At 43.2% G+C, this 23520-nt stretch carries 16 protein-coding genes; 7 read left to right on the top strand and 9 right to left on the bottom strand.

Annotated elements, in window-relative coordinates:
- Positions 1-29 precede the first annotated feature (29 nt).
- From RBB12_RS12450 to RBB12_RS12425, 6 genes are all read right to left on the bottom strand, one after another.
- Positions 30-1655 (bottom strand): carboxylesterase/lipase family protein, encoded by a 1626-nt coding sequence (locus tag RBB12_RS12450; protein WP_306014308.1) that lies wholly within the window; start codon positions 1653-1655, stop codon positions 30-32.
- Between the two features lie 43 nt (positions 1656-1698).
- Positions 1699-4047 carry an alpha-L-rhamnosidase N-terminal domain-containing protein gene (locus RBB12_RS12445; protein WP_306014307.1) on the bottom strand — a complete coding sequence of 783 codons (2349 nt, stop codon included), beginning with the start codon at positions 4045-4047 and terminating at the stop codon, positions 1699-1701.
- 39 nt (positions 4048-4086) lie between these two features.
- Positions 4087-5766, bottom strand: a complete 1680-nt coding sequence (locus RBB12_RS12440) for a carboxylesterase/lipase family protein (protein WP_306014306.1) — start codon at positions 5764-5766, stop codon at positions 4087-4089.
- A gap of 304 nt (positions 5767-6070) precedes the next feature.
- Positions 6071-7567 (bottom strand): RagB/SusD family nutrient uptake outer membrane protein, encoded by a 1497-nt coding sequence (locus RBB12_RS12435; protein ID WP_306014303.1) that lies wholly within the window; start codon positions 7565-7567, stop codon positions 6071-6073.
- Positions 7568-7577: 10 nt separating this feature from the next.
- Positions 7578-10682 (bottom strand): TonB-dependent receptor, encoded by a 3105-nt coding sequence (locus RBB12_RS12430; protein WP_306014302.1) that lies wholly within the window; start codon positions 10680-10682, stop codon positions 7578-7580.
- 187 nt (positions 10683-10869) lie between these two features.
- The gene (locus RBB12_RS12425) at positions 10870-11898 is read right to left on the bottom strand and encodes a GntR family transcriptional regulator (RefSeq protein ID WP_306014300.1); all 1029 of its coding nucleotides are present in this window, start codon (positions 11896-11898) and stop codon (positions 10870-10872) included.
- A gap of 99 nt (positions 11899-11997) precedes the next feature.
- Between RBB12_RS12425 and RBB12_RS12420 the strand changes: the two genes are divergently transcribed.
- The 5 genes from RBB12_RS12420 to RBB12_RS12400 all read left to right on the top strand — a co-directional run bounded on the left by RBB12_RS12420 (position 11998) and on the right by RBB12_RS12400 (position 19425).
- Positions 11998-14097 (top strand): bifunctional aldolase/short-chain dehydrogenase, encoded by a 2100-nt coding sequence (locus tag RBB12_RS12420; protein WP_306014299.1) that lies wholly within the window; start codon positions 11998-12000, stop codon positions 14095-14097.
- Positions 14098-14172: 75 nt separating this feature from the next.
- Complete coding sequence (locus RBB12_RS12415) at positions 14173-15453, top strand: TIM barrel protein (protein WP_306014298.1); 1281 nt, start codon at positions 14173-14175, stop codon at positions 15451-15453.
- Positions 15454-15463: 10 nt separating this feature from the next.
- Positions 15464-16837: an FGGY-family carbohydrate kinase gene (locus tag RBB12_RS12410; RefSeq protein WP_306014297.1), complete on the top strand. Its 1374-nt coding sequence runs from the start codon at positions 15464-15466 to the stop codon at positions 16835-16837.
- Between the two features lies 1 nt (position 16838).
- Complete coding sequence (locus RBB12_RS12405; RefSeq protein ID WP_306014296.1) at positions 16839-17984, top strand: alpha-hydroxy acid oxidase; 1146 nt, start codon at positions 16839-16841, stop codon at positions 17982-17984.
- Positions 17985-18024: 40 nt separating this feature from the next.
- The gene (locus RBB12_RS12400) at positions 18025-19425 is read left to right on the top strand and encodes a cytosine permease (RefSeq protein ID WP_306014295.1); all 1401 of its coding nucleotides are present in this window, start codon (positions 18025-18027) and stop codon (positions 19423-19425) included.
- Positions 19426-19432: 7 nt separating this feature from the next.
- On the opposite strand, the gene RBB12_RS12395 is transcribed toward RBB12_RS12400, so the two are convergent.
- Both RBB12_RS12395 and RBB12_RS12390 read right to left on the bottom strand, forming a co-directional pair.
- Positions 19433-19996: a sugar O-acetyltransferase gene (locus RBB12_RS12395; protein WP_306014294.1), complete on the bottom strand. Its 564-nt coding sequence runs from the start codon at positions 19994-19996 to the stop codon at positions 19433-19435.
- A 91-nt stretch (positions 19997-20087) separates the two neighbouring features.
- On the bottom strand, positions 20088-20798 hold the full coding sequence (locus RBB12_RS12390; protein WP_306014293.1) for a hypothetical protein: 711 nt from the start codon (positions 20796-20798) through the stop codon (positions 20088-20090).
- Positions 20799-21555: 757 nt separating this feature from the next.
- Between RBB12_RS12390 and RBB12_RS12385 the strand changes: the two genes are divergently transcribed.
- Together RBB12_RS12385 and RBB12_RS12380 are read left to right on the top strand one after the other, a co-directional pair.
- The gene (locus RBB12_RS12385; RefSeq protein ID WP_306014292.1) at positions 21556-22020 is read left to right on the top strand and encodes a VOC family protein; all 465 of its coding nucleotides are present in this window, start codon (positions 21556-21558) and stop codon (positions 22018-22020) included.
- A gap of 120 nt (positions 22021-22140) precedes the next feature.
- Positions 22141-22716, top strand: coding sequence for a Crp/Fnr family transcriptional regulator (locus tag RBB12_RS12380; RefSeq protein WP_306014291.1), 576 nt, complete (start codon positions 22141-22143; stop codon positions 22714-22716).
- 10 nt (positions 22717-22726) lie between these two features.
- Here the strand turns inward: RBB12_RS12380 and RBB12_RS12375 are convergent, their stop codons facing one another.
- Positions 22727-23434, bottom strand: a complete 708-nt coding sequence (locus RBB12_RS12375; protein ID WP_306014290.1) for a DUF4386 domain-containing protein — start codon at positions 23432-23434, stop codon at positions 22727-22729.
- Positions 23435-23520: the final 86 nt, after the last annotated feature.

Below are 23520 nucleotides of genomic sequence, written 5' to 3'. Positions count from 1 at the left end.
CTGGATAAAGAAACCCTAGTTTTTCAATATCAATTACTTGGCATACTTGCCACTAATTCAAACAATTCTTTGTCCAATTGGGGCTTTACTTCGCAGGTATTGTCCAAATGCATCGTGGCGGTATTCTCCGTATTGTATTTGGGCCATGTGGGCAACCCGGCATGATTTGGGTCTCCAGTTTTTGCAAAATTGATCCAAGCACTGCTCATTTTATCTGCCAATAGTTGTGCCTTTTCACCTCCACCGGTCATATGATTCGCCCGTTCGATATTATCAAACACAAAAGGCAGCTCCATACAGTGAAGTGATTTGTATTTACCATCAAAAACAGGTGATTGCCAAGTAAACAGGTACATATATACAGGTGCACCGCCTTCTAAATTCGATTTCTGATTGGCTTGGTAAACAGCCCCTGGTCGGAACCTCGTATCTATTGATAGTAGGTCTTCAGGTTTGGTATCGTTGGGATAGGCCTTTTTTACCGCTGCGACATAATCGTCCGCTTTATCCTTGTAGACTTGGGCAATATGGTCCATCACTTCTTTTTCTGATGCATTAAAAAACCGCATGTTGGCAAATGGCGCGAACTCGTTTTTGGTAGTGCCGATCAATAAGGGTACCTCCTTGGAAAGTTCAAGCGCCTCAGCGGACATTAAATCATAAGGTAAAGCAGATCCATCCCTACTAGGACCCCAATTGAGATTAACTCCAGATGAGGTGTTTCCTTCCTCCTTCAATTTATCCGAAACGATTTTCAATGCCTTTGCCCCTGCCGCACTAAGATCTTTGAATGGGATGTTTTGGAGACTGTCCACCTGCTCTGGTGAGATGGAGAGTTGGTTCAATACCTCCGCGGCAATGGACTGGGTAACTTCCTTTGTGGTCAAATTGCCCCTAAAGGCCCCACTTTGGTTGATGGCCTTATGAAATAGACCCTTGGCCCGTGGCATCGCCATTAAGGTATTTACCTTGGCTCCACCACCCGATTGTCCAAAAATGGTCACATTATCGGGGTCGCCACCAAAATTGGAAATGTTGGTCTTCACCCATTGCAATGCAGCGACAATATCCAATATACTGTTGTTGGCTGATTCCTGATACTCTTCTCCATAAGCTGATAGATCTAAAAAACCAAGGATATTCAGCCTATGGTTGATGGAAACGACTACCACATCACCCTTTTTGCTTAGGTTTTCACCATGATAAGAAGGTAATTCTTGACTTGAACCAGCCGTAAAACCACCTCCATGAATCCAAAAAAGGACGGGTCTTTTCTTATCATCTTCGATACTTGGTGTCCAAATATTGATTCGAAGACAATCCTCGTTGGTGTAGCCCCAGTCATGATCAAATACAAACTCAGATTCATCCTGAACCTGAGTGGTCGGTGTCAATAACGGTGCTACAGGGCCATACATGGTGGAACTGCGCACTCCTTCCCAGGGCTCCACCTTTGTTGCCGGTTTAAACCGTTCCGCTGTGGCATACGGAATACCCTTATAGGTAACTATGCCATTATGGATGTAACCTCTCACCTTTCCTGATTCGGTATTGGTCACGGCAATATCTTCCCCTGTGATAACTTCGGATTGTGCTTGTACATGGAACATTGTCCCACATAAAAACAGTACTAAAAAGAATAGTTTGTTTTTCATCGCTTTGTATTGGTTACAGATTGATTGGGTCCATCATTCAATCTTAAAGATTGATGACATTATTGCCTGAGCTAAGGGCTTTACGCTCTCCATTCCAAACAAATTCCCCATCAACTCCTTGAGGCAAAACGATGGTAGCCTTCAATTTTTTTCCGGACTGTTCATAGTTCACCGATATCATCCCTGCTGGGTGTGGCATCTCTCCACCAATTTTTTTGATATCGCCCAAGTGGGGTTCAATTTTGATGGATTTGAAATTGGGTGCGGCACTTTCGATACCTAGTAGAATCCTAAAGAACTCAATATTGGGACTGGATCCCCAAGCATGACAATCAGAACGGGTGGTTTCTACTTGTGATGTTTCGCCCCATGTGGTCAAACCAAGCTCCATATTTTTTCTCCAAACATCCAACCAGTCCAAATATTGGTCTCCATAGCCCGCTTCATTGAGGGCCAAATGCAAATAATAGCTGAAATAAATGGATGCGGGTGCCAACGACTTGTCCTCCAACAGTGACTTACCAATAGCTTTCTTGGTGTCATCATCCACAATGTTGGCCAAAATCGCCAATGAATTGGCATGCTGGGAATATTTGTCCTTGGCTGGGGTATCAGCGAACAATTGTTTGGATTGGTCCCAATACTTTCGTTTGATGGTTTCCGTAAGCTGATCTGCCATAGTTGTGTATAGCGTGACAAATTCTGGTTTACCCAATTCCTTTTCTAGCGCTATCCCCGATTGCAAAGCATGCAACATTTGCAGATCTAGGGCTGCGGAAGAGCCATCCTCGGCCATTGGAGCCATTCCAAAGTTCCATTCGGGCACCCAATCCGTGTAATTCCAACCCGGAACATTTTTTAAGGAGCCATCTTCGTCCAAATAGGTGATAAAATAGTTCAATACTTGACGGGACCCCATTAACTTTTCCGCAATAAATTCGGCATCGCTACCATACATCATATAATCATAAAGCATGCTTACATACCAAAGCGAATAGGTTGGGATCACTTGATCTTGCCTATCTGGATACCTGCTCAACGTATGCCCGTTGGGCTGTCTTGAATAATCAATCAAATTGATGGCATTTTTGATCAAGCGGTCATCACCACTATTGTAAAAGGACACAAAATGTTGTATTCGGGTATCCCCTACGTATTGCAATCGTTCGTAATAAGGGCAATCCATGTAGGTATCCACCGCACAAAGGCGAGCTGTTCTCCAACCGATTTCCATCATCTCGGAAAGTTCTTCGCTATCGGAGAGCAAATTAGCCTTCATTTGGAATGGGTACCCTGTAAAAGTTCCGTAGATATCATTAATGACCAGCGGTTCATTTTTGGTCTTCACATCCAGTTCCACATAGCGGTAGGTCCTATAGGTCAAAGAGGTGTATTCTTGATTATCCATCCCGTTGGAAATGATACTGTCCCTTCTTCCTGTCATGGTCTTCCCTTCGATAATATCCCGGTTGCCCTTGGCGCCTTCACTATCATACAGCCCTTCCGCATACTGCAGGGTTATTACGCTATTTTTACCACCACTGAACAATAAGGTCAAATAAGCATTGGTCAGGTGTTCCTGATCCAATAAAAATTTAGCACTGGAGTTGGCGGCCACTTTTATTGAGGCTGGTTGTTGAGGAAAGCTGGATGGTATTTTTACGCCTTCCGATTTACGTACCTTGGCCAAGCGTTCCTTGGTCAATTCCATTTCGGGCAGTATGGATGGCACCAAATTCCATCCTTCTTGCTGTCTGAATCCAAAACCTTGTTGCACCGCTTCAAAAACGGTATCGGCAGCTTCCCACGAACTATCATCAAAATCTTGCTGCTTCCAACCCGTTACTGCTTTGTTCATATCGATAAAATCACCGGCACCTGCTGCATAATAACCCCTAATGTGCTGTTCCAAGGGAGTATAGCTCTTATCCTCTATCACTTTCCAGCTTTTATCGGTATCCACAACCTTGGCCAATTCGTTTTGCCCTTGAAGGATTAGGGCCGTTTTAAAGGAAAACTGAGCCACGGCACGCAAATCGGCTTCGTTCCAAACCTTTACGGCCAAGGTATTTTCTCCTTGCTGTAAATGCTTAGCGATATCCATGGATTGGTAATTCCAATGCTTAATGTCGCCCCAGTTGGGACCTACGGAAACAAGCGTACCGTTTACAAAAAGCTTGTATCGGTTATCAGCAGAAATTCGGATAGGGAATTCAGCAGGTGTGCTGTCCAGGGTAAAGGATTTGCGGAACAGGTACATTCCGGCCTGCTCAGCATCGACTCCGCCCAAGGTAATCCATGTTGCGGTCCATTCTGGTTCGGCGTTCTGTCTACGCTGGCCGGTAACGGCCAAAGTCGAAAATAAAATCAGTAGTGCTAGTAAATTTTTCATGTTGTCGGTGTAATACTTTTGATAATATTGATCTTGAATTTATTGTTCTTTAGGTAATCTCCCTATTTGCTTCCACATGGCAAGCTCTTCCGAAAATCTATCCTCGATAACCTCACAGGTGGCATCGATCCGCATAGTGGGCTTGGTTTTCATATGATACTCGGGCCATTGGGGCAAATCCTTGGCGGTAGGTTTTCCCGTTTTGGCAAAACCAGTCCAATAAGCAGCCATATTGTGGGATGCGGTAAAACGCTCGGGACGTCCACCTCCAAAAAAACTGGGTCGGTCTTCTTCCCCATCCTTGGGCGGCTGTTCGTTGTTGAATTTGAAGGAAATATCCATGGCATGTGGCGTTCCCATAGGATAATCTGTTCCGGGAATCAACTTTTCAGATTTATACCCAAAATTGTATAGGTATACCGGGGCTCCTCCCTGCTGAGCTTTTCGCTGCGCAATCTCTATGGAGCCCAGCCCCATCATCACAATGGACGAAACTGCCACAAAAATGTCGGCCGGTGAAGCCTTTGGCCGTGCTTTTCTGTATACCTCGATTATGTTGGGGGTATCTTCCCCAAATTGAGGTATCAATCTCGTTTTTAATCCTTCGAAATCCAAAGTGGCAAATTCGGTATCCTTCCGTTCCCAAGCAAAAAAGGTGTATTCGTCTTCGTTCCACCCGACCATTAATGGTTTATCCTTGGAAATGATCGGAGCGTTTGGGTCAAAAGGATGATGAGGTAGTACTGTACCGTCCACCACCGGTCCAAAACCGCCTATAGTAGGTTCGGTCAGTCCCCCTGTATTTTTCTTTTCTTGAAAAGGAGGTACAAATGGAATTCTTGCTTGTACTTTTAATATTTCATCAGTCGGCACCTCCAAAAGTCTCTCCCAATTATTTTTGGTGAACCCAAACTCCCTAAGCACCAATTCGGTGTTCTGTGCTGCCATGCCTTTGGTGAGCATGCGGACTCCTGGTCCACTTTCTATTGATGCTTTGTTAAAGTAAGGTGCCGCCTCTGGCATGGCATAGAGGCAGGAGGTTTTTGCCCCACCTCCGGATTCCCCAAAGATCATCACATTATTGGGGTCACCTCCGAACATATCAATATTTTCGCTTACCCACCTCATTCCTTCAGTGATATCCAAAAGTCCCATATTGCCAGATCCCGCATAGTCAAGTCCTCCTATTTCGTCCAGATACATAAATCCGAGCATTCCCAAACGGTGGTTGGTCTGTACCACGACTACATCAAAATTACGGGCCAGATTGGCTCCGTCCTGTGCTTGCGAACCTCCAGAACCAATAACAAATCCACCGCCGTGGCTGTAGAACATCACAGGGCGCTTCTTACCATCGTTGGCCGGTGTCCACACGTTTAGAAACAAGCAGTCCTCTGCAGGTGGTGGTTCGTTGCGCCGCGGCGCCTGAATGGCGGGAGGACCCAGTTCGTAAGTGTCCCGTACGCCCGTCCAAGGCTCTAATGGAGCAGGTCTTTTGAACCTTCGGTTACCCGAAACTTTACCTGCGTAGGGTATACCTTTAAAAATGTTCACTCCAGTGGAGCGGACCCCCTTTATCTTGCCTTTTGAGGTTTCAACTTCCACCCATTCTTCAGGGATATCCCATGCATTATATCCGAAAGGCAGTATTGTACCGGGAAGGAACAGTAATCCTGATGCGGTTCCAACCGTTTTTATAAAATCTCTTCGTGTTTTCATCTTTTCACTTATTCTACTGCCTGTGAGGTGTTTCACTAAACCTCTAAAATTATCCTATTCCAGCTGCATCCGTCAATTTACACTAAACCCTTTCCCCATGCAAGAGCTGAGTTTGTTTGAAAACATCTATGTTTTTCCAAACTTTCAACCATTGCCCTCTTTTCAACTTCCCTTTCTTTTTTCTTAGCATGAAATATTCTTAAAAAAAGGCGGAAACAAAAAAACTAACCCGGTATCGTAAATACCGGGTTAGATTAACTAAACATAACCCAACTCAATTGCCAACTGTTCCATATTGCTATGGTTAGAAGTTGGGATTCAATAATGTTTCACCAGCAGGTATTGGAAACAACTCCGAAATGGTAGTGAAAGCCACCGGTGGTGGCGCTATACCATCAGGAAAATAATAGTCTTGTGGATTGGCCTTGACCCGCTCACCGAATGCGGTCATAACCGCTTGTGCTGTACCTGTGCGAACCAAATCAAGCCATCTTTTATTTTCAAAAGCCAATTCTACTCTTCTTTCATCCATGATAGCCTGTCTTAACGCAGTTTGATCCAAACCTGCCAAAGGAGCTAGACCAACGCGTTCCCGCACCTGATTCAAAAAAGTAATGGCCTCACTGGATTGTCCAGCTTCATTCAATGCTTCCGCGTAGAACAATAGAGCTTCGGAGTATCTATAAATAGGGAAATTCACACCGGTTAGTCCTGGTGTAGAATGTGGCTGCCAAAACTTATTGATGTATGGATAAAATACCCCATCTACATTTACACTATCAATGGATACGGATTTTCGTGGGTCACCATCCTCATAGCTATCAATAATGTCAGGAGTTGGAATATTGAATCCCTGTTCATTAATTGCTTGGGAATTTGGCACTCCACTTATTGCAGCTACTTGTTCTGCAGTTAACGGCATGGGTATCTGATTGTATGGAAAGAAACTAGCAAAGCCCTCTGTTCCTTCCAAAAATTGGACTTCAAAAATAGACTCACTACTATTTTTGTTTGCCAATTCAAACACACTGGCATAATCGGGAAGAAGTGCGTATTCCCCAGAATTGATCAACTCACCCAAAACCGTTGACGCAGCCGACCAATTTTCTCGAACTACGTAAACATTTCCAAGCAACATTCGTGCAGACCCGCGAGTGGCTCTACCAGCTTCTTGGGATGACTTAGGTGGCAACAACGAAATTGCCTCACTGACGTCGTTCACAATTTGCGCATAAACTTCATCTGCAGATGATAATGGTAATGCAGCATTTTCCCTACTGGTAACTGGCACTGTATGCAAAGGCACGGCGCCATAGAATTGCACCAAATCGAAGTAACTTAGTCCTCTTAAAAATAATGCTTGACCTTTTATGTTCGATTGAAGGGCTTGATCTTCAAATTCAATATCATCTATCAAATCTAAAATTTGATTGGCCCTCGCAATGATCAAATAGTTCGTTACGTACTTAGCTCCAATGGTAGCATTGGCGTTATTTGGATAATGGTCGGCCAAACCTTCGCCGTCTTGCACAGCTCTATAGTTGGGGTTAAACTTATAATACGTGTTGTCCGATGTAAGTTCACCCATACCCCATGCAGAGCCAGGAGCGTTGCCTCCTGCCTGTTGAAGGTCGCGCAAAGGAGCATATGTAGCATTTATAGCTTGTTCGAAATCTGCTTGAGATTCAAAGAAAATAGCTTTACTTAATGAGTCTTCTGGAGGAATATCAAGGAAATCCTCACTACACCCAAAAAGAAATAGGGCTATAATCAGCTGTAGAAAATATGTTGTTTTTTTCATGATTTCTTTTTTAAAATGATAGGTTAAAGCCTAAGGTAAAAGTTCTTGGTAATGGGTATGCGGCCCAGTCATATCCCAAAGCCAGAGCGTTCAACTGGCCTGCACCTGTTTGAGTAGTGCTGACATCCGGGTTGACGCCACGATACCCAGTAAACATAAATGCATTTTGTACCGATCCATATAGCCTTGCTCTTTTAAGGAAAAAGTCGTCCTTAAGCGAGAAATTATATCCCACAGTAATATTACGTACAGCAAGGTAGCTACCATCCTCTATAAAGCGAGTGGAAAACCAGTCACGCTCCATAAATGTTGCCGCAGTTGTTTTACCATATCTACCACTACCTGGGTTTTCTGGAGACCTCCAACGGTCTTGCACATCCCGCAACACATTAAATACACCATCAAGGTTGGTAGTTCCCTGGTCGGAGGTAACCGCAATGTCGTTACCAATAGACCCTTGCATTACAATGGTTGCGTCCCAATTCTTATATTTAAAGTCATTGGTGAAACCAAAGATATAGTCAGGAAATGGGTTTCCGATTACAGTACGGTCATCCTCGTTTCCTCCAAAGGTGATTACTCCATCGCCATTTACGTCTGCAAACTTAATGGTACCCACTTGGGATTCTGCAGCCACTGGAGAACTGTCGAATTCGGCTTGGTTATCATAAACTCCGTCCCAAATCAAGCCCCAAAATTGACCCAATGGTTCGCCTGGTCGGGTAATACTCTGGTAGTTTCCTGCACCGGAGAAAATCCTGTCAACCCCTTCAGCAAGGGAAACGACCCTATTACGATTGAACGCAATATTGAAATTTGATGTCCAGGTAAAGTCTTCATTGGCAAAGTTTCTAGTAATCAACGCAACCTCATGACCCCAAAATTCAATTTCCCCAACATTATCATTGAAGTTTGTGAATCCGGATTCTTGTGGGATATCCACATTGAACAATAAATCAGTGGTATTCTTTTTGTAGTAATCGTAGATGAATTCCACTCTACCGTCAAACAATCTCAAATCCAATCCTATATCGAACTGGTTGGTACGCTCCCACCCCAAATTGTTGTTTCCAAGGGTAGTAACCGCAGCACCACTCACAATAGAGTTTCCAAAAACAGCGTTCAACGAATTATCTACAAGTGCAAACTGTGTGAAGTTACCAATATTGTTGTTACCGATTACACCGTAACTAGCCCTTACTTTTCCGAAACTGAGCCAATCTACGCCCTGCATAAAGTCTTCGTCACTGAACACCCAACCAGCAGAAGCTGATGGGAAATTACCCCAACGATTCTCCGACCCAAAACGGGATGAACCATCTCGTCTTAAAGCAAGGGTAAACAAATATTTGCCTTTGTAATCATAATTGAATCTAGAGAAATAAGAAGTTAAACTCCACTCATTGATGTTATTGAATGATGCTCCTCGCTCAATATTGAGTGCTGACTGAATAGTTTGCACACGGTCATCTGGAAAGTTTGACAATCGAAGTTGTGACGTTTCACCATCAAACTTTTGATAAGCAGCACCTGCCAAAAGCTCTATGCTGTGGTCACCGAAAGTTTTGGTATAGGTTAACGTATTTTCATTCAACCAGCTAAGATATTCGTTCTGCCTCCTTGTGCTCGTAGCTATAACCGGCGGTAGCGCTGTAAATACATTCGATACGGTTGATGGGCTAAAGCTGAAGAAATTGGTTTGACCAAAATCACCATTGATCGTTGTTTTGAATTTGAGCCCATCTATGATTTCATAATCAAGGAAAAGGTTGGCCAAGATTCGTGTTTCCCTGGTTTCGTTGGTAATCTCATTGGCAGCATACACCCAGTTAGGCGTTGGAAAAGCACTGATGCCCGGTGTAAATGCGGTTGGTGGATACGATCCATCCTCATTCTGAAATGGAAATATAGGCCATGTCAACAAGGCATTGTTAATAAGACCACCTCCGGCAACACCGTCTACGTTACCACTATAAAAGGCACCATCTGAGTTTGGAATATTATCGATCGTGTAGGTTGGTGCAACCGATAGTCCAAGATTTACTTTTTTCCCTAATTTAAAGGAAGAATTCGCACGCATGGAATAACGCTTGAAATCGGAGTTGATCATAACTCCTTCTTGATCAAAGTATCCAGCGACGATAGCATGGGATGAACGTTCGGTGCGTGACGACCAGGTTAGGTTTAAACTCTGGATAGCGGCAGTTCTGAACATTCCATCGTACCAATCAAAACCTTCTCCATATTGTTCTGGATTCTGAAATGGCTCTGGAACCGGAACGCCCAAATCTTCGGCAGATTCCTTTTTAAACTGGGCAAACTCCCTTGCATTCATCATATCTGGACGCCCCTGCTGCGGAACAGTCTGAACCCCTCCAAAATAATTGACGGAAAGTTCCCCCCTTTCAGTTTTACCAGTTTTGGTGGTAATCAAAACAACCCCATTCGCAGCTCTTGACCCATATAGGGAGGTAGAAGCGGCATCTTTCAATACGGATATGCTTTCAATCTCATCTGGGTTAATGGTACTGATATCACCAACAATTGGAAATCCGTCCACAACGTATAACGGGTCACTACCCGCCAATATCGAGGCTTGACCCCTTACCCGAACTTGCACTCCTTCTCCTGGTCTACCTGTGGTCTGATTAATTTGAACACCCACAAGTCTACCTTGAAGTTTTTGCGTTATTTGGGGAACAGGCAAATCTGCCAACTCTTGTGTATTAAGTTGCTGTACAGCTCCCGTCACCTTTCTACTGCTCTGTGTACCGTATCCCACGATCACGACCTCATCAAGCTGTTGGCTGTCCACTGATAAAGCAAGGTCAATTTGTGTCCTTCCGTTAACAGGCACGTTCTGGGCCGCATAGCCCACGGAAGAAAAGATCAATACTCCATTTGAAGCCACCTCAATGGTGTAATTACCATCAAAATCGGCACTTGTACCATTAGTGGTGCCCTGCTCCACTACAGTAACCCCCGGCAAAGGCTGGCCCGTTTCGGCGTCTGTAACAGTTCCCTCTACTGTAATTCTCTGCTGTGCATTGGCGGAAAAGCCACAGAAAATTGTCATAAAAAGAACCGCTAGCCATAATGTCTGTTTAGTCCTCATAGTTTGTTTTTAGTTAATTAATTGTGCAATAGACCTTTAGTTAGTTTGTTTTTTTAGGTCAAAAATTGAATCATAAGCCTTGAATGACACCTGATTCACGACAATGTTAAGCTAATGTTAGGGCAAAACTATTCCGTTCTGTACTGTTCTGATACAGATAGGAAAGTTGGCAAAAAATGGAAGTAAATTAAAGGGAGTTCCGCTGGATAACGTGGAATGGGTTTTCCGTGTAGATGGTCTGGTTTTTAAGCACGATCTCCGCAGCTTTTTTACCAAGGTTTTCAAAATCGGTGGAGATGACCGTAATACCTTCGAGCAAGACCTCCTTTAAAGGCGTCTCGTTATAGGAAATGATTCCCACATCCTTGCCCAGCACAAATTTGGTCTGCTTTATTTTTTTGATCAACACCACTAGATCACTTTCTTTAAGGTTGATATATACCGTTTCCTTTTCGATTTCACTGGACTCTATCTCTTCGATGATTCCGAACTCATAGGCATATTGACCGCAAAATTTTATGAATCCTTTTTTAATCTCAATGGGATGATAGGTCTTTTTTCTTAAAAGCAACTTGATCTGTTTGTACTTACGAAGTTTTGGGTTTAACGTAACCAAGGCCGAATAAATATCCTTTTCAAAATCCTGATAAATACTGGACACAGTATTGGGCAGTCCGTCCAAACGTTTATCCAGAACGATCAATTTTTCCAATGGGATTTCTTTTTTGATAAAATTAAGTACATCGTCTCCTCCTTCTTCAAAATGGCTGATTACAACATAATGGGTATAGGTATAGGACCGTTTTTTGGAATCCAGGATCAATTCCTTAAAATGCCGGTAATTGTTTTCATATATAAAAAAATCTATGGTCGCATTGTCACCAAGTGTCCTCGCGAATGCATCATAAATAATTTTTTTATGGGGACTCAATTTATTGAACAATAGAAACACCTTGGCCTTAAGGGCAAGCTCATCCCTTTTTACATAATACCCCTTGCCGGGAACGGATTCAATAATCTTGTTTTTTTTAAGGTGGTCGTAAGCCCTCACCACGGTATCCCGAGAAATATCAAATTCGATCAGCAGTTCGTTCACCGACGGCAACCTATCATCCAATTTTATCTTGCCATTTTCAATAGCTGCCAAAATGGAATCTACGATCTGTTTGTACTTTGGTACTTTTGATTCCTCTTTTATGTCAATCAATCCCATCATTTTAGTAACTTTTAAGAAGTGTTTACTTAACAGTGCAGAACACTTAAAAGAAAATCGGTAACTACATTTACCCACAACAATAATAAAAAAAATAACCTGATGGGGATTAAGACTTTTAAACACGTGGATTATCTATGGGACGAAAAAAAGGCTTTGGAGCTTGGAAACGACCAAGTGGCCCTGTTCCTGTACCGATCAAATATTTTGGGCTCCGATCTTAGGATTACCAACTATGGAGGTGGGAATACGAGCTGTAAGACCATAGAAAAGGACCCTTTGACCAACGAAGAGGTCGAAGTGATGTGGATTAAAGGATCTGGAGGTGATATTGGAACCCTGACCCGATCGGGAATCGCAGGACTTTATACCGAGCGCTTGAGAAACTTAAAGAAAGTTTACAAGGGTCTCCACGATGAGGATAGGATGGTGGGACTATTTAACCATTGTATCTATGACTTGGACAGCCGTGCCCCATCCATCGACACCCCTTTGCATGGCCTGTTGCCCTTTAAGCACATTGATCACTTACACCCCGATGCTTTGATTGCCGTTGCCGCAGCAAAGGACAGTGAAAAAGTGACCAAGGAAATTTGGGGAGACACCATGGGCTGGGTGCCGTGGCAACGACCAGGCTTCGACCTTGGACTTCAATTGGAAAAGTGCTTGAACGATAACCCCGGAATACGCGGTATCGTTTTGGGGAGCCATGGTCTGTTCACTTGGGGAGACACTTCATATGAATGCTACATCAACAGTCTGGAAGTCATAGAAATGGCTTCTGAATATATTGAGAAAAAAATCAAGCAGCAAGGCAGCGTCTTCGGTGGACAAAAAGTAGCATCCTTGCCAGCAAATGAACGAAAGGAAAAAGCTGCACAGTTAATGCCATTGTTACGCGGTCTCTGTTCTTCAGAAAACCGTATGATCGGGCATTTCACCGATGCGGATGTGGTCATGGAATACATCAACAGCAACGATCTGGAAAGATTGGCGCCTATGGGAACCTCATGTCCCGACCACTTTTTGCGTACTAAAATCCAACCCTTGGTACTAAAGCTGGACCCTGAGGAAGATTTATCCAACGCGGATGAGATCCTCAAAAAGCTGGAGCCGGCCTTTGAACAGTACCGAAAAGAATATGCAGCTTACTACGAAAGTTGCAAGCATGACAATAGTCCGGCCATGCGAGACCCCAACCCTGTCATCATTATCTATCCGGGAATTGGGATGTTCAGCTTTGCCAAAAACAAGCAGACCACCCGTGTGGCGAGTGAATTCTATATCAATGCCATCAACGTAATGCGCGGTGCAGAAGCCATTTCGGCCTATACCTCCTTACCAAGGCAAGAGGCCTTTGATATTGAGTATTGGTTACTGGAAGAGGCGAAATTGCAACGGATGCCCAAAGAAAAGCCTTTGTCCAGAAAAGTGGCCTTGGTCACTGGTGCTGGAGGCGGAATCGGTAAGGCCATTGCCGATAAACTTGCCGAACAAGGGGCCAATGTGGTTTTGACGGATATCGCCGAAGACCGATTAAAAGAGGCCGTGGAAACCTACCCAAGGGATGTTGCAAGCTATGCGGTGTGTGATGTAACCAGCTCAGTATCCATTGAAGATGCTTATAAGTCCGCTTGTTTGGAATTCGGGGGCGTGGACCTGGTCGTACATAGTGCAGGTTTGGCCATTTCAAAACCATTGGCAGAGACCACTGAACAAGACTGGGACTTACTTCAAAACGTACTGGTAAAAGGACAATTCGAGCTCTTTAAACAAGGAGTGGAAATTATGAACAAGCAAGATTTGGGCGGAGATATCATCAGCATCGCCAGCAAAAATGGTTTGGTGTCCGGACCCAACAACGTGGGCTACGGAACCGCTAAAGCGGCACAGCAACACATGGTCCGTTTATTGGCAGCAGAATTGGGCGGTAAAGGGATACGTGTGAATACGGTAAATCCCGATGGCGTTATCGTAGGAAGTAAAATCTGGGAAGGTGAATGGGCCGAAGGCCGTGCCAAGGCCTATGGCATTGAAGTGGAAGACCTGCCGGCCCACTATGCCAAACGAAACCTGCTCAATGAAATTATATATCCTGAAGATATAGCCAACGGTGTATTTGCTTTTGTAGGGCTATTGGATAAAAGTACTGGAAACATTATCAATGTAGATGGTGGCATGGCCAACGCATTTACAAGATAGATAAGTTTTTGGTTTAGTTAATTTAAGAATGACCGTAGGTTATACCATAGCCTGCGGTTTTTAAAAAATCAACTCATGGTTTTAGATAAGGAACACATTACATCACACAACCAAAATAACTTTGACAAGCATGATCAAAGTTTTGATTTTTTGGCCAATACCCTATCCAAAAAAGGTTTTGATGTTGAACATATCCTAAAGAAAATAAGCGATTTTCAAGTAGCCATTCCCAGTTGGGCCTTGGGTGCGGGAGGAACACGTTTTGGTCGTTTCTCATACCATGGTGAACCGGGCACTTTGGAGCAAAAAATTGAGGACGTCGGACTCATTCATGCGCTTACCAGATCAGCAGGCGCCATTTCCCTGCACATCCCTTGGGACGTGCCGGAAGATACCGAAAAGATAAAGACATTGACCAAATCGTTGGGGCTCACTTTTGATGCCATGAACTCCAATACCTTTCAAGACCAACCCGACCAAAAGCATTCCTATAAGTTCGGGTCCCTCTGCAGTACGGACGATAATGCGAGGCAACAGGCCATACAACACAATATCGATGTCATTCGACTGGGCGAAAAATTGGGGTCCAAAAGTTTGACCGTATGGCTGGCCGATGGTTCCAGTTTTCCCGGACAGAACAACTTCCAGACCGTACTCAAAAATACGCAGGCCAGTTTGCAGCAAATCTACAGGACCTTACCCGAGGATTGGAAGCTCTTTATTGAATACAAACCGTACGAACCTAATTTCTATAGCACGGTAATCCAAGATTGGGGCACCTCCTTTATGTTGGCCAATGAATGTGGCCCGAAAGCCTATACCTTGGTCGATTTGGGTCACCATTTGCCCAATACCAATATTGAACAGATAGTAGCCACTTTAATGATGAAGGGCAAGTTGGGAGGATTTCATTTTAACGATAGCAAATATGGGGACGACGACCTTACCGTAGGGAGCATCAAACCGTATTCCCTATTTTTGATATTCAACGAATTGGTGTACGGCATGGAAAACAATCCACAGAATCCCTACCCTGCTTGGATGATCGATGCCAGTCACAATCTAAAAGACCCTTTGGAAGATTTGATGCAGTCATTGGAGGCCATACGCTCGTCCTACGCAAAAGCATTATTGGTAGACCAAAAGGCCCTTCGTGATGCACAACAGAACCATGACGTGACCTTGTGCCAGGAAATTTTACAGGAAGCCTATCTTACGGATGTACGCCCACTATTGGAGCGGGCCAGAATATCCAATGGTGGAGCGCTAAACCCATTGGACACTTACAGGCATTTGGAAGTCCGCAAAAAATTGGTAGACGAAAGAGGCAAACATACGATGGCAACAGGCCTATAATCCAAAGCAAATGGCACAAGAAATAATTGCGGTTTTTGACATTGGTAAGACCAATAAAAAGTTTTTCCTTTTTGATATGGACTTTAAGGAAGTCCATCGCGATTACACCTATTTGGAAACCATTGAAGATGAGGATGGACACCCCACCGAGAACCTGAAAGCACTTGAGAGTTGGGTACAACGTACTTTTCAAGACATACTCAAAGCAAAGGAGTACAAAATAAAGGCGGTCAATTTTTCATCCTATGGCGCAAGCTTTGTCCATTTGGATGATATGGGAAAGGTGGTTACACCTCTCTACAATTATACAAAGCCTATCAATGCAACCATCATTGACAAGTTCTATGCGCAGTATGGACCCGAGATACAGTTTTGTAGGGAAACAGGCACCACCCGAGAGGGTATGCTCAACTCGGGCATCCAATTGTATTGGTTAAGACACGAAAAACCGGACGTATTTTCAAAAATCAAACATTCGCTTCATTTACCACAATATCTAAGCTATTTGTTTACGGGAATTCCGGTCAGTGAATATACCAGTATCGGTTGCCATACTGCGCTTTGGAACTATGAAAAGCAGGATTATCACGACTGGGTCTATCAAGAGGAAATCCATAAGATATTGCCATCGATAGTGGATACGGGTACCAGTATCAACTCCAAACTCTTTGGTCACCAAATCAAGATAGGTGTGGGTATCCACGACAGTTCAGCTGCCCTGTTGCCCTATATCCGCAGTATTGATAAAAAATTCCTGCTGCTTTCCACGGGAACCTGGAGCATTGCCCTCAATCCATTTTCAAAACAACTCCTTACGGACGAGGATACGGATTCCAATTGTATCAACTACATGCGTATCAATGGAGCTCCCGTAAAAGCGGCACGCTTGTTTCTGGGCAATGAATACAATGAACAGATCAAGAAACTGGCAGTTCTTTTCGGAGTTTCGGAAGATCATCACAAGACCATGAACTTTGATGCCGACATCTATCGCAAGCTAAAGGACAGTTTTACCCATAAATTCAAATGGATAAGTCTGGATGTGGCACCTCCAAACATTCCAACGCCAGTACAATTCAATTCCTACGAAGAGGCCTACCACCAATTAATGATGGAATTGGTGGAATTACAGATAGATAGTATAAAACTTGCCATTGGAAAGGACCATATCAAACAGTTGTACATTGACGGCGGTTTTGCCAATAATCAAATTTTTGTGGAACTATTGGCCCGCGGCCTGGAGGACATGAAGATCAAAACAACCGACGCATCGTTAGGTTCGGCCTTAGGGGCTGCCATTGCCATTTCCAATATCCAATTGGACCAAAAGTTCTTAAAAGAAAATTACGCTTTAAAAAAACACAGACCCTTAATTACCAATTGATATGGCCCAAAGTTTTGATACCCGATATCCTTCCGTTGACGATCTGAGGGAAAAAGCCAAAAAAAGAATCCCACGCTTTGCCTTTGAATACTTGGACGGTGGCTGCAACGAGGATGTGAACATCCGCAGAAATACCTCGGAAATACGGGACATTACCCTAAAGCCCACCTACATCAAGGACTTTAAAGGTGCCTCTATAAAGACCACACTTTTCGGGGAAGAATACGATGCCCCCTTTGGTGTCGCTCCCGTGGGTCTACAAGGTTTGATGTGGCCCAATTCCCCTGAAATACTGGCCAAAGCGGCCAACAAACACAATGTGCCCTTTATCCTAAGCACCGTGACGACCATGGATATTGAACGGGCCAGCGAACTTACCGAAGGTAAGGCTTGGTTCCAATTGTACAATCCAGCGGAGGAGGCGGTCAGAAATGATATTTTGGATAGGGCAGCAGCTGCGGGATGCCCTGTTTTGGTGCTGCTTTGCGACGTACCCACCTTTGGTTACCGACCCCGCGATTTTAAAAACGGGTTGGCCCTGCCCCCGAAGATGACAATGGCCAATATACTTCAAGTATTGGGCAAGCCAACTTGGGCCATGCAAACACTTAAATATGGCATACCCACATTTGAGACCTTGCGGCCCTACACCCCTGAAGGACTCAATCTAAAGCAATTGGGCAAGTTTATGGACAAAACCTTCTCCGGAAGGTTAAACGAGGAACGCATCAAACCCATAAGAGATAAATGGAAAGGAAAATTGGTGTTGAAAGGGGTGGCCTCAGAGGAAGATACCGAACAGGCCATTCGGTTGGGATTTGACGGTATTATTGTTTCCAACCATGGCGGACGACAATTGGATGCGGGGGAATCTACCATTGCCCCACTGACACGTATTGCCGCCAAATACAAGGACCAGATTACCATAATGATGGACAGTGGCATGCGCTCAGGTCCCGATATGGCACGGGCACTGGCAAGAGGGGCCGAATTTACATTCATGGGACGCTCCTTTATGTACGGAGCCGCAGCCTTGGGCAAAAAGGGGGGCGACCATACCATGACCATATTAAAAGTGCAATTACAGCAAATCATGGATCAATTGTGTTGTGAGGATATTGGTGACCTACATAAGCACCTGATCTAACCAGCATTCACCTAAGAAATAACGATACAAACCAAACCGCATGAGCCAATACAATATTGATGAAGAAATCGAGGAAATCGCAGGTGGCGAATTCGAAAGGGAACCAGTGCCCCAATCAAAACTTAAAAGCTGGAAAAGCTTTTTGGGAATGTATGCCGGTGAGCATGCAGCCGGTACCGAGTTTGTAATCGGGCCACTCTTTTTGACCACAGGGGTCAGCGCCTTTGATTTGATTATCGGACTTCTTTTGGGGAACCTTCTGGCCGTGCTCAGTTGGCGTTTCCTTACCGCCGAAATAGCCGTTAAATATCGGCTAACGCTCTACTATCAATTGGAAAAGATCGTGGGGAAAAATTTAGTGACGGTTTACAATCTGGCCAATGGTATCCTTTTCTGTTTTCTGGCGGGAGCCATGATTACGGTCTCGGCCACCGCCGTTGGTATTCCTTTTGATATGGAAATGCCCAAGTTGACCGATACCATGCCCAACGGAATTACCTGGATCATCATCGTTTTGGCCATTGGGGCCGTAATCTCCATTATTGCGGCCAAGGGTTATGAAACCGTTTCCAAGGCGGCCAACTATATGTCCCCCATCATAGTACTTGCGTTTTTGGCGAGCGGCATTGTGGCTTTGCGCGATCTTGATGTGAACAGTTTCTCTGATTTCTGGAATATTTGGGGAGAAGGCAGTGAACCTTTTCCAGGCCAAATCAAATATACCTTCTGGCATGTTGCCATTTGGTCTTGGTTCGCGAATGCGGCCATGCACGTGGGCATGTCCGACCTCTCCGTGTTCCGGTTTGCCAAAAAGGCAAGTTCTGGATGGACCACTGCGGCAGGGATGTATGTAGGCCATTATATGGCATGGATCGCTGCGGCACTACTTTATGCTGTTTACTTGGAATCAGCAGAAGCACAAGCTGCATTGGCCGGTGGAAACGCTCCCAATGTAGCTCCCGGTCCCCTAGCCTACAATGCACTGGGAATCTTTGGTGCCATCGCCGTGGTGCTGGCAGGGTGGACAACGGCCAACCCTACCATTTACAGGGCAGGTTTGGCATTTCAAGCGATCATCCCTAAAACCTCTACTTTTTGGGTTACCATCATCGCGGGCAGCGTAGCGACCTTAGCTGGACTCTTTCCTGCATTTGCGATGAAATTATTGGACTTCGTGGCACTCTATGGCTTTATTTTGGCACCTATGGGAGCAATCATCGTGTTCGAACACTTTTATGGGAAGAAAGCGAATATCATACTGGATTATGCGGAAAAAATGAACATGAAATTCAATCGTGCGGTGTTTTGGGCATGGGCCATCAGCTTTGGACTTTGCTATGGTATTTCTGTTTATTTTGATGTCTTTTTATCCTTTATGACCTTGCCCGCATGGTTACTTTGTGGTGTACTCTTTTTGTTAATTTCAAAGAAGAATAAATAACTGTAATTCAAACACCGTTTTTCAGTTTTCTAAGAATCTTGGCCGGCACTCCTGCAACCACAGTATTGGATGGGACATCTTTATTGACCAAAGCACCTGCTGCCACGACTGAATTTTCTCCTATGGTCACCCCTGGAAGAATTGTGGCGCTGGCACCAATCCATACATTTTTTTGGATATGTACTTTATTGGGCAGCATCGTTTTTCTTGTTTCAATAGCCGTGGGATGATTTTCCGAAGTTATACTTACTCTTGGACCAATCATGACGTTGTCTTCAACAATGATACCCCCAAGGTCCAAAAAGCTACAGGCATGGTTGATGAACACGTTTTTCCCCAAAGAAATATTCTTCCCATAATTGGTATAAAAAGGAGTAAAAACAGTAGTACTTTCATCAATGGGCGAACCAATGATTTCACTCAACGTCTGTCTAATTTCATTCACGTTTTTCGATGAATTCAATTTGGTGGAAAGTGCTATGGTTTTGTTCACCTCAACCCCAATTTGATCATAATCTGGATGATTCATTGGAATTTCTTCGCCCGATGTTAATCTTTCAAATATATTCATGACTTACATTCAATATTCTGATGGGTTAGTTTCCTTAAGGTATAAAGAACTTTTAAATTACCTGAAATGATTCCGCTTGATGTTTAAAAGTTCAAAAACTGTATACCAAGGACAGATTCCAAGTGAAATCATCCTCTGGTGAAATTTCCGTATCCAAAGCCTTGTTCAATATGGCAGCAATCGAAAGTGGAAAATCCTTCTTATGCAGAGATAAGAAACCAGCCAAATAATACCCTTGTAGGTTATCCGTGGCCAAAAAATAGGCCTGTGGATTAATATCAAAATAATACTGCTCCGTTATATAAAGATTCTTAAAAAAGGTATTCAGCACAAAGAAATTTGTCTGCTTTACGCCTTCATCAAAACCTCTTCCGTGAAGATAATACAAACCAACATCGATATTATCCGAAATCTTATAGGTTGGAACCACTTCTGCCGCCAAATATCTTCTGGATTCCAAGATTTCCTCCGACTGTCCATTTCGCATAATGGAAATGGTCCTAAAATTCAATGCGGGGTGTGCTCCTACCCTAAGGGAAAACCTTTCCTTGGAAATGGCCTTATAACGCCACCAGAAAATAAAAGTCCAGGGTTTTCCCTCCAGAGCAAACCGCATGTCAGGTTCAAAACTCAATCTTCCTTTCGTAAATTTTAGGTCAAATATTAATGCAGGATCTCCCAAAGAAAATGATGGGATAAGGGAAATTCCATTTTGGGTAACACTTGCTGTCCCTCTAAAATCATCCAAGAAGCGTTCTTTTTCGTCCTGTGCAAATGAAAGTCCATGGACAAACAAACACAAAAATACAAGCAGGTAATTGATAAATCCGATGTGACAAAACTTAGGAAAAAAAGATGGTAGTATGCGCAAGCTTGGTCGATCAAAAATTAATGCTAGCATATTTAGTTGATTAACAACCTCAAAAATACTAGGTATCCGTATTTTCAATCATACCCCTATTACGGAAAGACATACCATTTTTACAGGAAAAGTACCTGGATTTACAATTTATCCAGTCTCCTTTGTGATTTTACCGACCCTAAGGGTCTGGCAGTCTCCAATTGTTTCCAAAGGATATAGGAGGCAGTAATGCAGCTCACTTATGGGTGTAAGGATGCTTTTAACTCTTAGGTGAGATGAAAAAAAAGCCCCCATGTTTGGGAGCTTTTTTCAGTGATCGCGGAAGGATTCGAACCACATCCGCCAACCCTTATATTTGCTAGCTTTCGCCTTGCTTATGTTTTGCAACTAACCGAATTACAGACTACTATGAGCAATCTCCTTTCGTAAATAGCAAAATTAATCATAAAATATTAAAAGAAATATTTATCTAGAGTTTCTTTAAAAAAGGAATCAAGAGATTTAATCTTACCAATTATTAAATCAGCTATGTTTTAATTAGGTAAGATCTTTCCTTAAGTCTATTTCTTAACCTAGGTTAAGTATTTTAATTCCGCATCTCTATTCCTTTGCAACTGAAACTATAGAATAACCAGCATTTATTGAAGAAACCACCATTTCGATGACAAAACCAATGAAAACAAAACCCTAACATAAGATGAAATACATGAAAATTTTTCTTTTGATGCTTTTAGTATTGTGTAGTTCATGCAGGCAAGTGGATAAACACTTGGAAGAAGATAAAATGACCCTAAGAATGGAGTTGTTCACTTCTGATATGACTAAATCAGTAGACTTCTACACCAACGTTCTGGGTTTTACCATGGAAGGCAAAAAAATCAATACTTCCTACCAACCTGTCAAAAAGGGAAATGTAATCATTGGTATCGGTCCTATCCATAAACTTTCCAAGGATCACCACTTCAATCCTGATCTTAATCCTACTCACAAAGGTTATGGAGCAGAAATCGTGCTGGAAGTTAAAGATATCAAAGAAGTCTATAAACACGTGAAATCTAGCGGATATCCCATACATGGGGAATTGACTATGCAAACGTGGGGACTTGAGGATTTTCGATTGGTAGATCCCGACGGGTATTATTTGAGAATAACTTCAAAATAAAAAAGAAATAACCTTAAAAGGATACAGGACAAACCCAAATATTATTTGATTTGGAACAAAGTTGCTGAATGATTTCATAGTTTAGTCATGACACAAATGTCATTTACTTAAAACTTCAAATTGAAAAGTGAAATTGTACAACTTCTTGAAGGAGCTATAGCCTTAAATGAGGAGCAGGCCAATGCTGTGACGGAATGCATCCCTATCAAAACCTTTGAAAAAGGGCATATCTTACTTCGTGAGGGACAAGTTTCAAATGAGTCCTACTTTAACATCAAAGGTCTGGTAAGAAAATATTATCTAGTAGATGGGGAGGAAAGAACCACGGAGTTTTATGTAGAAAAGGATGCCATTTCCTCCTTACAAAGTTATAACCTAAATGTACCTGCAAATCATTATTTGGAGTGCATAGAGGATTGTAGGCTGGCCCTTCTATCCAGAGAGAAAGAACAGGAACTTTTTAAACGGGTACCTAATTTTGAATCGCTTTGTAGGGTTTCAGTGGAAGAAGAACTGGGAGCATATCAAGATAAATTAGCCCAATTTATGATATCCAGTCCTGAAAAAAGATACCTCGACCTTATGGAAAACCGACCAGACCTATTGCAAAGGGTTCCACAATACCATTTGGCAAGTTATTTAGGGGTTAAGCCAGAATCATTGAGTCGGATTCGAAAACGTATCGCAAAACATTGATGGGTATATTTTAACGCTCGAAAGGGCCTAACGGCTTCAAGGAATTTCCTCCAAACCCCTTTATCAACAACCAGATGGTAAAGGCTAGTTCACCGACTACCCCAAATACCATCACCAACAATTCAAAACCTTGTTCATACTCCGCATAATTTGGCATGAATAGCTGTGCAGTACAGCTTACCAAATAACCCATTGCGGCCAAAAACAATAGATAGCCCATACTTTTAGGAACCAAATCGGATTTAAAGGATAAATAGCCCAAAAAAGCCAGGTGAGTTCCAAAAAGTAAAAGGCATATCGCCCAAATTTCATCAAACTTTAGCAACAAGGACATCACTGTATGCTGAAGCTCTGGCATTTCCAAACCTAACGGAAGGTCGGTTATTTGGTAAATCTCAATCAAGCACATTAAGGCCATTCCAAAACCAATGGCATGTAGCAATCGAAAAGCCGAGGCCATTACAGATATGTTCAGGCTCACCTTTTCAGTGATATAGAAGAGGGTAAATACTAGAATTACATCAAAAGCAAGCATGGCCACAAAGGCTAAGATGCCCAGTCCGACTTGTGCATGGTTTTGCATAAAATTTATGACCGTAGCTTCTGGGTCCGAAGCCAAAACCATGGTTTCCAATACAGAAAAGTTCGCATAAAAGCCTGTTATAAAAATCAACAGGTAAGCAACCCCCGATACTCTTAATGCCAATTTCAAATTCATTCTGATATTAATTAACGAGTACAAAAGTAACTGGGGATATTTTAGAATTGATTGACTATGGTTAATATCCGTTCAACCCGTTCATG

Origin of the sequence: Allomuricauda sp. MMSF_3307 (assembly GCF_030733585.1) — a bacterium.
GTDB lineage: Bacteria > Bacteroidota > Bacteroidia > Flavobacteriales > Flavobacteriaceae > Flagellimonas.
The sequence above is the reverse complement of the archived record's forward strand: the minus strand, read 5'-3'. Positions and strand labels throughout refer to the sequence as shown.

Excerpts from the sequence above, each read along its gene's own strand:
- RBB12_RS12450 (WP_306014308.1), bottom strand. The coding sequence starts at position 1,655 with ATGAAAAACAAACTATTCTTTTTAGTACTGTTTTTATGTGGGACAATG.
- RBB12_RS12445 (WP_306014307.1), bottom strand. The coding sequence starts at position 4,047 with ATGAAAAATTTACTAGCACTACTGATTTTATTTTCGACTTTGGCCGTT.
- RBB12_RS12440 (WP_306014306.1), bottom strand. The coding sequence starts at position 5,766 with ATGAAAACACGAAGAGATTTTATAAAAACGGTTGGAACCGCATCAGGA.
- RBB12_RS12435 (WP_306014303.1), bottom strand. The coding sequence starts at position 7,567 with ATGAAAAAAACAACATATTTTCTACAGCTGATTATAGCCCTATTTCTT.
- RBB12_RS12430 (WP_306014302.1), bottom strand. The coding sequence starts at position 10,682 with ATGAGGACTAAACAGACATTATGGCTAGCGGTTCTTTTTATGACAATT.
- RBB12_RS12425 (WP_306014300.1), bottom strand. The coding sequence starts at position 11,898 with ATGATGGGATTGATTGACATAAAAGAGGAATCAAAAGTACCAAAGTAC.
- RBB12_RS12420 (WP_306014299.1), top strand. The coding sequence starts at position 11,998 with ATGGGGATTAAGACTTTTAAACACGTGGATTATCTATGGGACGAAAAA.
- RBB12_RS12415 (WP_306014298.1), top strand. The coding sequence starts at position 14,173 with ATGGTTTTAGATAAGGAACACATTACATCACACAACCAAAATAACTTT.
- RBB12_RS12410 (WP_306014297.1), top strand. The coding sequence starts at position 15,464 with ATGGCACAAGAAATAATTGCGGTTTTTGACATTGGTAAGACCAATAAA.
- RBB12_RS12405 (WP_306014296.1), top strand. The coding sequence starts at position 16,839 with ATGGCCCAAAGTTTTGATACCCGATATCCTTCCGTTGACGATCTGAGG.
- RBB12_RS12400 (WP_306014295.1), top strand. The coding sequence starts at position 18,025 with ATGAGCCAATACAATATTGATGAAGAAATCGAGGAAATCGCAGGTGGC.
- RBB12_RS12395 (WP_306014294.1), bottom strand. The coding sequence starts at position 19,996 with ATGAATATATTTGAAAGATTAACATCGGGCGAAGAAATTCCAATGAAT.
- RBB12_RS12385 (WP_306014292.1), top strand. The coding sequence starts at position 21,556 with ATGAAATACATGAAAATTTTTCTTTTGATGCTTTTAGTATTGTGTAGT.
- RBB12_RS12375 (WP_306014290.1), bottom strand. The coding sequence starts at position 23,434 with ATGAATTTGAAATTGGCATTAAGAGTATCGGGGGTTGCTTACCTGTTG.